The following is an 11,929-nucleotide window of genomic DNA, read 5'->3' as shown; positions in this document are numbered from 1 at the left end:
GCGAGTGGGGCCGGATTCGGAGAAACAAGCAAGCGTGATTGCTTTTTTCTCCGGGCGGTGCCACGCTGCTGCCCGGCGGTGCCCGCCCGGGCGCAACCAACTCACCGGCAGGGGAGGCGCATTGGTGCGCGACAGCGCGGTACTGCGGATCGGCAACGCCTCGGGGTTCTACGGGGACCGCTTCGCCGCGGTGCGGGAGATGCTCACCGGCGGGCCGCTGGACGTGCTCACCGGGGACTACCTGGCCGAGCTGACCATGCTGATCCTGGCCCGGGACCGGCTGAAGGATCCGTCGCTCGGCTACGCCCGGACCTTCCTGCGCCAGATGGAGGAGTGCCTCGGGCTGGCCCGCGAGCGCGACGTGAAGGTCGTGGTCAACGCGGGCGGCCTCAACCCGGCCCGGCTCGCCGAGGAGCTGCGCGTGCTGGCCCGGCGGCTCGGCGTCGAGGCGGCCGTCGCCCACGTCGAGGGCGACGACCTGCTTCCGCGCCGGGCCGAACTGGGCCTGCCCGAGGGCCTGCTGGCCGCCAACGCCTACCTCGGCGGGTTCGGCATCGCGGCCTGCCTGGCCGGCGGCGCCGACGTGGTGGTGACCGGCCGGGTGACGGACGCGGCACTGGTCGTCGGCCCCGGGATCGCCCATTTCGGCTGGACCTCGGAGGACCTGGACGCCCTGGCCGGCGCCGTGGTGGCCGGCCACGTCCTGGAGTGCGGCGCCCAGGCGACAGGCGGCAACTACGCCTTCTTCCGCGAGCACGACGTGACCCGCCCCGGCTTCCCGCTCGCCGAACTGCACGCCGACGGCTCCAGCGTGATCACCAAGCACCCGGGCACCGGCGGCGCCGTCACCACCGGCACCGTCACCGCCCAACTCCTGTACGAGACCGGTGGACCGCACTACCTCGGCCCGGACGTCACGGCCCGGCTGGACACCGTACGGCTCACCGAGGAGGGCCCGGACCGGGTCCGGATCGACGGCGTGCGCGGCGAGGCCCCGCCGCCCACCCTGAAGGCGGGCCTCAACCGGCTCGGCGGCCACCTCAACGAGGTGGTGTTCATCCTCACCGGCCTCGACATCGAGGCCAAGGCCGCCCTGGTGCGGCGGCAGTTCGCCGCCGCCCTGCCGCCCGGCGCCCGTCCCGCCGAACTGCGCTGGACACTGGCCCGCACCGACCATCCGGACGCCTCGACCGAGGAGGCCGCCTCCGCCCTGCTCCGGCTGTCCGCCCGCGACCCGGACCCGGCCAAGGTCGGCCGCGAACTCGGCAAGGCCGCCGTCGAGTTGGGGCTGGCCGGGTACCCGGGCTTCCACCTCACCGCCCCACCCGGACCGGGCGCTCCGTACGGGGTGTTCAGCGCCGCATACGTCGATGCGAAGGCCGTCGAGCACACCGCCGTCCTGCCGGACGGCCGCCGGATCGCCGTACCCCCGCCGCCCGTCACCGCCCAGGCCCACCCGGTGGAGGGTGAGCTGCCCGAACCGCTGCCGGCCGGTCCCACCCGGCGGGCCCCGCTCGGCCTGGTGGCCGGCGCCCGCAGCGGGGACAAGGGCGGGGACGCCAACCTCGGCGTCTGGGCCCGCTCCGAGGAGGGCTGGCGCTGGCTGGCGCACGCCCTCACCGTTGAAAGACTGCGCGAACTCCTCCCCGAGACAGCAGAGTTGCCCGTCACCCGGAACCTGCTGCCGAACCTGCGCGCGGTCAACTTCACCCTCACCGGCCTGCTCGGCGAGGGCGTCGCCGCCCGGCACCGCTTCGACCCGCAGGCCAAGGCCCTCGGGGAGTGGCTGCGTGCCCGCCACCTCGACATTCCGGAGGTCCTGTTGTGACCGTCCTGCCCACCCGCGTCGACCCGGCCGGGCCCGAGTACGCCGAGCACCGCGCCGCGATGCTCGCCAAGCTGGCCGACCTGGACGCCGAACACGCCAAGGCCCTGGCCGGAGGCGGCCCCAAGTACCTGGAACGCCACCGGAAGCGCGGCAAGCTGCCGGCCCGCGAACGGATCGAGCTGCTGGTCGACCAGGACTCGCCGTTCCTGGAGCTGTCCCCGCTGGCCGCCTGGGGCAGCGACCACCCGGTCGGCGCCGCGCTGGTCACCGGCATCGGGGTGATCGAGGGCGTCGAGTGCGTGATCACCGCGAACGACCCGACCGTGCGCGGCGGCGCCAGCAACCCCTGGACGCTGCGCAAGGCCCTGCGGGCCAACGAGGTCGCGCTGCGCAACCGCCTCCCGCTGGTGAACCTGGTCGAGTCCGGCGGCGCCGACCTGCCCAGCCAGAAGGAGATCTTCATCCCCGGCGGAGCCCTGTTCCGCGACCTCACCCGGCTCTCCGCCGCCGGAATCCCCACCGTGGCCGTGGTCTTCGGCAACTCGACGGCCGGCGGTGCCTACGTGCCCGGCATGTCCGACCACACCGTACTGGTCAAGGAGCGGGCCAAGGTCTTCCTCGGCGGCCCGCCGCTGGTGAAGATGGCCACCGGCGAGGAGGCCGACGACGAGTCGCTCGGCGGCGCCGAGATGCACGCCCGCACCTCCGGCCTGGCCGACCACGTGGCGACGGACGAGGCGGACGCCCTGCGGATCGCCCGCCGGATCGTCGCCCGGCTCGACCACCGCAAGCCCGGCCCCGACCCGGACCCGCTGGCCGAGCCGCCGAAGCACGACGAGGAGGAGCTGCTGGGCATCGTCCCCGGCGACCTCAAGGTGCCCTTCGACCCGCGCGAGGTGATCGCCCGGATCGTCGACGGCTCCGACTTCGACGAGTTCAAGCCGCTCTACGGCACCAGCCTGGCCACCGGCTGGGCCCGCCTCCACGGCTACCCGGTCGGCATCCTGGCCAACGCGCAGGGCGTGCTGTTCAGCCAGGAGTCCCAGAAGGCCGCCCAGTTCATCCAGCTGGCGAACCAGCGGAACACCCCGCTGCTCTTCCTGCACAACACCACCGGCTACATGGTCGGCAAGGACTACGAGCAGGGCGGCATCATCAAGCACGGCGCGATGATGATCAACGCGGTCGCCAACTCCACCGTCCCGCACCTGTCGGTGCTGATGGGCGCCTCGTACGGGGCCGGCCACTACGGCATGTGCGGCCGCGCCTTCGAGCCGCGCTTCCTGTTCGCCTGGCCGAGCGCCAAGTCCGCGGTGATGGGCCCGCAACAGCTCGCCGGGGTGCTGTCGATCGTCGCCCGGCAGTCCGCCGCGGCGAAGGGACAGCCGTACGACGAGGACGCGGACGCGGCGATCCGCGCGATGGTCGAGCAGCAGATCGAGGCCGAGTCGCTGCCGGTGTTCCTCTCCGGCCGGCTCTACGACGACGGCGTCATCGACCCGCGCGACACCCGCACGGTGCTCGGCCTGTGTCTGTCCGCGATCCACAACGCGCCGGTCGAGGGTGCGCGTGGCTACGGCGTCTTCCGACTGTGAGGGAACGCGTGATGACTTCCAGGACTTCGATCACCAACCTGCTGGTCGCCAACCGGGGCGAGATCGCCCGCCGGGTCTTCCGCACCTGCCGGGAGCTCGGCGTCGCGACCACCGCCGTCCACTCCGATCCGGACGCCGGCGCCCCGCACGTGCGCGAGGCCGACGCGGCCGTCCGGCTGCCCGGTGCCGCGCCCGCCGACACCTACCTGCGCGCCGACCTGATCGTCCGGGCCGCGCTGGCCGCCGGTGCCGACGCCGTCCACCCCGGGTACGGGTTCCTGTCCGAGAGCGCCGACTTCGCGCAGGCGGTGCTGGACGCGGGCCTGGTCTGGGTCGGCCCGCCGCCGGCCGCGATCGCCGCGATGGGCTCCAAGACCGCCGCCAAGCGGCTGATGGCCGAGGCCGGGGTGCCGGTGCTGGGCGCGCTCACCGAGCCCACCGAGGCGGACCTGCCGCTGCTGGTCAAGGCCGCGGCGGGCGGCGGCGGGCGCGGCATGCGCGTCGTCCGGAGCCTGGCGGACCTCCCCGGCGAACTGGCGGCCGCCCGCGCGGAGGCGGCCAAGGCCTTCGGCTCGGACGAGGTGTTCTGCGAGCGCTACCTGCCCGCCGGACGGCACGTCGAGGTCCAGCTGCTGGCCGACGCCCACGGCACCGTCTGGGCGGTCGGCGACCGCGACTGCTCGCTGCAACGGCGGCACCAGAAGGTGATCGAGGAGGCCCCGGCCCCCGGCCTGCCGGCGGAGGTCCGCGCCGAACTGCACGCGGCGGCCCGCGACGCGGCCAGGGCGATCGGCTACACGGGCGCCGGCACCGCCGAGTTCCTGCTCGCCGAGGACGGCCGGTTCTTCTTCCTGGAGATGAACACCCGCCTCCAGGTCGAACACCCGGTCACCGAGGCGGTCACCGGCCTGGACCTGGTGGCGCTGCAACTCGCCGTCGCCGAGGGCGCGCAGTTGCCGGCCGAGCCCCCGGCCCCCCGCGGCCACGCGATCGAGGCCCGGCTCTACGCCGAGGACCCGGCCAAGGACTGGCAGCCCGCCACCGGTACCCTGCACCGGCTCGAACTCACGCTGCCGTACCAGGAGTTCACCGGCACCGGGCTCCGGCTGGACTCCGGCGTGGAAGCCGGCAGCGAGATCACCCCGCACTACGACGCGATGCTCGCCAAGGTGATCGCCTGGGCGCCCACCCGCGCCGCCGCCGCCCGTCGGCTCGCCGACGCGCTCGCCCGCGCCCGCATCCACGGTCCGGCCACCAACCGGGAGCTGCTGGTCCGCGCGCTGCGCCACCCGGCCTTCCTGGCCGCGGACCTGCACACCGGCTTCCTGGCCGAGCACACGGCCGAACTCACCGCCCCGGACACCAAGGGCGTCGAACGCGCGGCGCTGGCCGCCGCCCTCGCCGACGCCGCGGGCCGCCGCGGCGCCCTGCCCTCCGGCTGGCGCAACCTGCCCTCCCAGCCGCAGCTCAAGCGCTACCGGGCGGAGGACGGCACCGAGTCGGCGGTCCGTTACCGGCACACCCGCAGCGGCCTGCTGGCCGAGGACCACCCGGAGGTCGAACTCGTCGAGGCGGCGCCGGACCGGGTCGTGCTGTCCGAGGACGGGCTCCGGCGCACCTATCGCGTCGCGCGGTACGGCGACCGGGTGCACGTCGACACCCCGGCCGGCGGCACCGCGCTCACCGCCCTGCCGCGCTTCCCCGACCCCACCGTCCGCACCGACCCCGGGGCGCTGCTCGCCCCGATGCCCGGCACCGTCGTCCGGGTCGTCGCCGCCGTCGGGGACCCCGTCACCGCCGGCCAGCCGCTCCTGGTGCTGGAGGCGATGAAGATGGAGCACCGCGTCGCCGCCCCGGCCGACGGCACCCTCGTCGAACTGCGCGCCACCCCCGGCCGGCAGGTCGAAACCGGCACCCTGCTGGCCGTTGTCCAGCCCACCGAAGCCTGAGGAAGGACCCGAATGTCCAGCATCGGCAGTCAGCTCCTGGAAACCCCCGAACGCCAGACCCTGCGCCGGGCCGTCGGCGACCTCGGCCGCCGCTACGGCTCCGCCTACTACCTCGCCAAGGCCCGGGCCGGCGAGCCCGCCGAGGAACTGTGGGCGGAGGCCGGCAAGGCCGGCTACCTCGGCGTCAACCTGCCCGCCGAGTACGGCGGCGGGGGCGGCGGCATCACCGACCTCGCCATCGTCCTGGAGGAACTCGGCACCGCCGGCTGCCCGCTGCTGCTGCTCATCGTCTCCCCGGCGATCTGCGGCACCGTGATCGCCCGCTACGGCACCGAGGAGCAGAAGCGCCGCTGGCTGCCCGGCCTGGCCGACGGCAGTCGCAAGATGGCCTTCGGCATCACCGAACCGGACGCCGGTTCCAACGCGCACCGGATCTCCACCGTCGCCCGCCGGGACGGCGACGACTGGGTGCTGACCGGCCGCAAGGTCTTCGTCTCCGGCATCGACCACTGTGACGCGGTGCTGTTCGTGGCCCGCACCGAGGACGCTCGCACCGGCAGGCTGAAGCCCTGCCTGTTCGTCGTCCCGCGCGAGACCCCCGGCTTCGAGTACCGGGCGATCCCGATGGAGATCGTCGCCCCGGAGAAGCAGTTCCAGGTCTTCCTGGACGACGTCCGGCTGCCCGCCGACGCCCTGGTCGGCGACGAGAACGCGGGCCTGCTCCAGCTCTTCGCCGGCCTCAACCCCGAGCGCATCCTCACCGCCGCCTTCTCGCTCGGCCTCGCCCGCCAGGCCCTCGGCAAGGCGGTCGAGTACGCGAAGACCCGCACCGTCTGGTCCACCCCGATCGGAGCCCACCAGGGCCTGGCCCACCCGCTCGCCCAGTGCGCGGTGGAGATCGAGCTGGCCCGGCTGATGACCCAGAAGGCCGGACTGCTCTACGACGCGGGCGAGGACCTCGCCGCCGGGGAGGCCGCCAACATGGCCAAGTACGCCGCCGGCGAGGCCGCCGCCCGTACGGTCGACCAGGCGGTGCAGACCCTCGGCGGCAACGGCCTGACCCAGGAGTACGGGCTGGGCGCGCTGCTGGCCGCCACCCGGGTCGGCCGGGTCGCCCCGGTCAGCCGCGAGATGGTGCTCAACTACGTGGCCCAGCACACCCTCGGCCTGCCCAAGTCGTACTGAGTCACCGAGCCGCACTCGGGTGAGTGAACGCCACGGTGCCGTCCTGACATCCGGTGCGGCGGGTCGAGCCTGCCGCCGCAGGTGACCGGCCGCGGCTCGGCGCGGCCGGTGGCACCGTGGACCGGCGCGTCCGGGGAGTCCCGCTTCGGGAACACCCGGACGGAGTCCACGGCGGGCACCGCCGTGCGCCGGGCTTCGCGGTGCTGTCAGGCGCCCTCCGGGACCAACCGCGCCACGCATGCTCCACCCCCCGGTTCCCCACAATGGACGAGCCAGGCCCCTGACTGTCCGTATGCTCCTGAACGCGCCCCGCACCGAATTGCGCACCGGTTTTGTTGCTGCGTCAACTTCCTTACTGGAGGCTCACCTTGGTGTTCCGAAGCGAGTTCCCCGACGTCCCCGTGGTCGACCTGCCGATCCATGAAGCGGTGCTCGGCGCCGCGGCGAGGCACGGCGACCGGCCCGCCCTGATCGACGGCCTCACCGGCGAGACCATCAGCTACGCCCAACTCGCCGCCGCCGTCGAGCGGGTGGCCGCAGGACTGGCCGAGACAGGCGTGCGCCGCGGCGACGTCGTCGCCCTCTTCAGCCCCAACTCGACCGCCTACCCGATGGCCTACTACGGCGCGACCAGGGCCGGCGCCACCGTCACCACGGTCTCCTCCTTCGCCACGCCCGTCGATCTGGCCGGCCAGCTGCGCGACAGCGGCGCCCGCTGGCTGGTCACCGTCTCCTCGTTCCTGCCGACCGCCCGTGCGGCTGCCGAACTGCTCACCGAACAGGGCCGCCCGCTGGCCGAGATCGTCGTCCTGGACGGCGCCGAGGGCCACCGCTCGATCACCGACCTGCTGGCCGCCACCGGTCCCGCCCCCGAGGTCGCCATCGACCCCGGAGAGGACATCGCCGTGCTGCCGTACTCCAGCGGCACCACCGGCCTGCCCAAGGGCGTGATGCTCACCCACCGCTCGATCGCCACCAACCTCGCCCAGTGCGACGCCCTCTACCGCCCCGCCGAGGGCGAACGGGTGCTCGCCGTCCTGCCGTTCTTCCACATCTACGGACTGGCCGCGCTGCTCAACCAGCCGCTGCGCTGCGGCGCCACCGTGGTCGTGCTGCCCCGCTTCGACCTGGAGCAGTTCTGCCGTGCGGTCCAGGAACACCGGGTGCAGGCGCTGGTGGTCGCCCCGCCGATCGCCCTCGCGCTGGCCCGGCACCCGATCGTGGAGCAGTACGACCTCTCCTCCGTCGAGTACCTGCTGTGCGCCGCCGCCCCACTGGACCACGAACTCGCCGACGCATGCGCCCGGCGCCTGGGCCTGCCACACCTGCTCCAGGGCTACGGCATGACCGAGCTCTCCCCGGTCACCCACGTCGTCTCCCCGCGCGAGGGCGACCCGTCGCCCGGCTCGGTCGGCCGGATGGTCCCCTCCACCGAGCTGCGGATCGCCGCCCTGGACGGCTCCGACGGCGACCTCGGGCCCGGCGAGCGAGGCGAGCTGCTGATCCGCGGCCCGCAGGTGATGAAGGGCTACCTCGGCCGCCCCTCCGAGACCGCGGCGGTGGTCGACGCCGAGGGCTGGCTGCACACCGGCGACGTCGGCTTCGTGGACGAACGCGGCTACCTGCACATCGTCGACCGGGTCAAGGAACTGATCAAGTACAAGGGCTACCAGGTGGCCCCCGCGGAGCTGGAGGCCGTCCTGCTCGGCCACCCGCAGATCACCGACGCCGCCGTGATCGGGGTCCCGGACGCCGAGGGAACCGAGTGCCCCAAGGCCTTCGTGGTCCGCGCCCCGGGCAGCGGCCTGACCGCGGAAGAGGTCACCGGGTACGTCGCCGGACACGTCGCCCCGTACAAGAAGGTCCGCGCGGTGGAGTTCGTGGACGCCGTCCCGAAGTCCGCGGCCGGCAAGATCCTCCGCCGTGAACTGCGTGCCCGCGAGGCCGGGCGCGCCGCCGTTCGCTGACCGGCCGGGGCCCACCCCGGCGGCCGAAGACCGGCGCCCGTCTGTGAGGATCTTCCCGTCGCGCCCCGACCGGGACCCGCCGCGCCCCGACCGGAACAGGAACCGCCCGCCGCCATGACCAGCCACCCCTCCGCCCGCACCCCGCAGCAGGACCGCAGCCGAGCGACCAGGGCCCGGCTGCTCGCGGCGGCCGTGGACTGCCTGGCCGAGCTCGGCTGGCACGGCTCCACCGTCGCCGTCGTCGCCGAGCGGGCCGGGGTCTCCCGGGGCGCGGCCCAGCACCACTTCCCGACCCGCGAGGACCTCTTCACCGCGGCCGTCGAACACGTCACCGCCGAGCGGCTGGCAGCCGTCCGCGCCCACGCGGGCGAGCTGCCGGCCGCCGGGCCGGACCGCACCCGGGCCGTGGTCGACATGATCGTGCGCCTCTACACCGGCCCGCTGTTCCGCGCCGCCCTGCACCTGTGGACCGCCGCCGCCACCGAGGAGGCGCTGCGCGAGCGGATCATCGCCCTGGAGGGCCATGTCGGACGGGAGGCCCACCGGGCCGCCGTGGAGTTCCTGGACGCCGACGAGAACCGCCCCGGGGTGCGCGAATCGGTGCAGGCCACGCTGGACCTCGCCCGCGGACTGGGCCTCGCCAACCTGCTCACCGACGACAGCAACCGACGTTCCGGAGTGATCCGGCAGTGGGCGGCCGTTCTGGAGAGTACGCTGCGGCCGGTACGCCCATGACGCCCGTACACCCGGAGCGGCCGGACACCCCCTGACCAAGGGGTCGCCGGGCGGCCGATGTCCGTGCAGTCTGGAGAAGAACCCCGGCCGGCACGGACCGCGAGGCCCACCCGGCCGGGCACGAGCCGAACCGGGGTGCTGCCTGATCATGCACGGACACGAGTGGGACGCGACCGCCGCCGACCCGGCACCGGGCGATTCCGAGGCACGTCCCGAGGGCGCCCGCCCTGAAGGCCACCGGCTCGTCCCCCTCGCGACGGCGCTGCTCCAGGACGACGGACTGATCCTGCACTGGAGCGAGGACGCAGAGGCCCTGCTCGGCTATTCCGCCGAGGAGGCCGTCGGCAGCTACGCCGCCCAGCTGCTCACCGACGAGTCCGACCGCTCCGAGGTGCTCGGCCTCTTCCAGCGGATCATGAGCAGCAGCGGATGGTCCGGCGTCTTCCCGGTGCGCCACCGCGACGGCCACAAGGTCGACCTGGAGTTCCGCACCTACCCGATCGCCGGCCCGGCCGGTACCCTGCTGCTGCTCGCCACCGCCTCCGACACCCGCGCCCTGCACGCCGTCGAGGCCGACCTCGCGGTACTGGACGGCATCTTCGGCCGCTCGCCGATCGGCATGGCCGTCTACGACACCGAGCTGCGCTACATCCGGATCAACGAGGCGCTGGCCCGGATGAACGGGGTGCCGGTCGCCGCCCACCTCGGCCGCCGGATATCCGCGGTGCTGCCCGGCATCAACAGCACCGAGATCGAGCAGATCATGCGCCAGGTGCTGAAGACCGGCAAGCCCGTGGTGGACGCCCGCTCGCACGGCCGGGTCCCCGGCGATCCCAAGCGGGACCGCGCCTGGTCCGCCTCCTACTTCCGGCTGGCGGACTCCACCGGCCGGATCCTCGGGGTCTGTTCCTCGATCATCGACGTCACCGAGCGATTCCAGGCCGAGGCCCGCGCCGTCCGTGCCCAGGAGAGGCTCGCCACCATCGCCGAGGCGACCGCCCGGATCGGCACCACCCTCGACCTCCAGCGCACCGCCGAGGAACTGATCGAGGCCGTCGTCCCGAGGTTCGCCGACTTCGCCACCGTCGACCTGCTGGAGCCGGTGCTGCGCGGCGCCGAGCCCACCGTGATCCCCTCCGACCGGAACGTCACGCTGCGCGCCGTCGCCGTCGGTGAGTCCTACGAGACCGGCCTCGCGCACGCCGTGGACGTGGTCGGCGAGGCCTCCGAGTACACCCCGGACCGCAGCTACACCCAGTGCCTGCGCAGCGGGAAGCCGCTGCTGCGCGCCCACGTGGACGAGGACGTGCTGCGCGGACTGGTCTCCAGCGAGGACCGGGTGGCCCCCGGGATGGCGGCGGGCATCCACTCGTACCTGATGGTGCCGATCACCGCCCGGGGCATGGTGCTCGGCGGCTCGGAGTTCATCCGGATGCGCAACCCCGAGCCGTTCACCGCCGCCGATGTCGCCCTCGCCGAGGAACTGGTCGCCCGCACCGCGCTGGCGCTCGACAACGCCCGGCTCTACCGCCGCGAGCGGGAGACCGCGCTCACCCTCCAGCGCAGCCTGCTGCCGCAGGAGGTGCACCGCACCCTCGGCCTGGAGATCGCCTACCGCTACCTGCCCAGCAGCGTCGTCAGCGAGGTCGGCGGCGACTGGTTCGACGTGGTGCCGCTGTCCTGCGGGCGGGTCGCCCTGGTGGTCGGCGACGTGATGGGCCACGGCATCCGGGCCGCCGCCACGATGGGCCAGCTGCGCACCGTCGCCCGGACCCTCGCCACCCTCGACATGCCGCCCGAGCAGGTCCTCACCCGACTGGACGAGACCGCCTCCGGTATCGGCGAGGGCCAGTTCGCCACCTGCATCTGCGCGGTGTACGACCCGCTGGAGCGCACCGTCCAGGTCGCCTCGGCCGGGCACCTGCCGCCGATCCGGGTCGCCCCCGACGGCACCGCCGCCAGGGTGGAGGTGCCGCCCGGGGTGCCGCTGGGCGTCGGCGGGGTGGCCTTCGAGTCGATCGAGTTCACCATCCCCGAGGGCGGCATGGTCGCGCTCTACACCGACGGCCTGGTCGAGCGGCGCGGCCAGGACCTGGACGCCGGGATCGACCTGCTCGCCCGCACCCTGGCCGGCCCCGGCCGGACCCTGGAGGAGAGCTGCGACGCCGTCCTCGGGGCGCTGGTCACCGACGGCACCGAGGACGACATCGCGATGATCATGGCCCGGGTGCTGCCGCTGCCCGCCGACCGGATCGCCACCCTGCCGCTGTCCGGCGGAGGACGACTGCCCGGCAGAGCCCGCCGCTTCACCCGCGCCACCCTGGAGGCCTGGGGCCTGTCGGCGCTCACCGACTACGCGGAGCTGCTGGTCAGCGAGCTGGTCACGAACGCCCTGCTGCACGCGGAGGCGCCGCGCCGGCTGCGGCTGTTCCGCGACCGGGTGCTCACCGTGGAGGTCTCCGACGCCGGCGGCCAGACCCCGCAGCTGCGCCCGTTCGCCGAGCAGGACGAGGGCGGGCGCGGCATGTTCCTGGTCAGCGAGCTGGCCCAGCGCTGGGGCACCCGGCTCACCCGGGACGGCAAGGTGGTCTGGGCCGAGCTGGAGCTGCCCTTCGGGGCCGCCTAGAGAACGATCGTTCCGCACACGAGAACGGCCGTTCCCGCTGGGGG

At 74.0% G+C, this 11,929-nt stretch carries 7 protein-coding genes; all 7 read left to right on the top strand.

The genetic code is table 11. The features are described 5' to 3' along the window. Positions 1-124: 124 nt before the first annotated feature. The 7 genes from ACFU7Y_RS07625 (at position 125) to ACFU7Y_RS07595 (ending at position 11,885) form a co-directional block, all read left to right on the top strand. Positions 125-1,828: an acyclic terpene utilization AtuA family protein gene (locus tag ACFU7Y_RS07625; RefSeq protein ID WP_380766769.1), complete on the top strand. Its 1,704-nt coding sequence runs from the start codon at positions 125-127 to the stop codon at positions 1,826-1,828. Then, positions 1,825-3,423, top strand: coding sequence for an acyl-CoA carboxylase subunit beta (locus ACFU7Y_RS07620; RefSeq protein WP_224275881.1), 1,599 nt, complete (start codon positions 1,825-1,827; stop codon positions 3,421-3,423). Before ACFU7Y_RS07625 ends, ACFU7Y_RS07620 begins: the two co-directional genes overlap by 4 nt. An 11-nt stretch (positions 3,424-3,434) precedes the next feature. Continuing rightward, entirely contained in the window at positions 3,435-5,372 is a 1,938-nt protein-coding gene (locus ACFU7Y_RS07615; protein WP_380766768.1) for an acetyl/propionyl/methylcrotonyl-CoA carboxylase subunit alpha, read from the top strand. A 12-nt stretch (positions 5,373-5,384) separates the two neighbouring features. Beyond that, positions 5,385-6,557, top strand: a complete 1,173-nt coding sequence (locus tag ACFU7Y_RS07610; protein ID WP_224275879.1) for an acyl-CoA dehydrogenase family protein — start codon at positions 5,385-5,387, stop codon at positions 6,555-6,557. 368 nt (positions 6,558-6,925) lie between these two features. Next, complete coding sequence (locus ACFU7Y_RS07605; protein WP_224275878.1) at positions 6,926-8,524, top strand: 4-coumarate--CoA ligase family protein; 1,599 nt, start codon at positions 6,926-6,928, stop codon at positions 8,522-8,524. Between the two features lie 114 nt (positions 8,525-8,638). Beyond that, positions 8,639-9,259 carry a TetR/AcrR family transcriptional regulator gene (locus ACFU7Y_RS07600; RefSeq protein WP_224275877.1) on the top strand — a complete coding sequence of 207 codons (621 nt, stop codon included), beginning with the start codon at positions 8,639-8,641 and terminating at the stop codon, positions 9,257-9,259. A gap of 148 nt (positions 9,260-9,407) precedes the next feature. Beyond that, a complete protein-coding gene (locus ACFU7Y_RS07595) occupies positions 9,408-11,885 on the top strand; it encodes a SpoIIE family protein phosphatase (RefSeq protein ID WP_224275876.1) in 2,478 nt (825 codons plus the stop codon). The last annotated feature ends 44 nt before the right edge of the window (positions 11,886-11,929 follow it).

The organism is Kitasatospora sp. NPDC057542 (assembly GCF_042801945.1).
GTDB lineage: Bacteria > Actinomycetota > Actinomycetes > Streptomycetales > Streptomycetaceae > Kitasatospora.
This window is presented reverse-complemented; position numbering and strand designations above follow the sequence as displayed.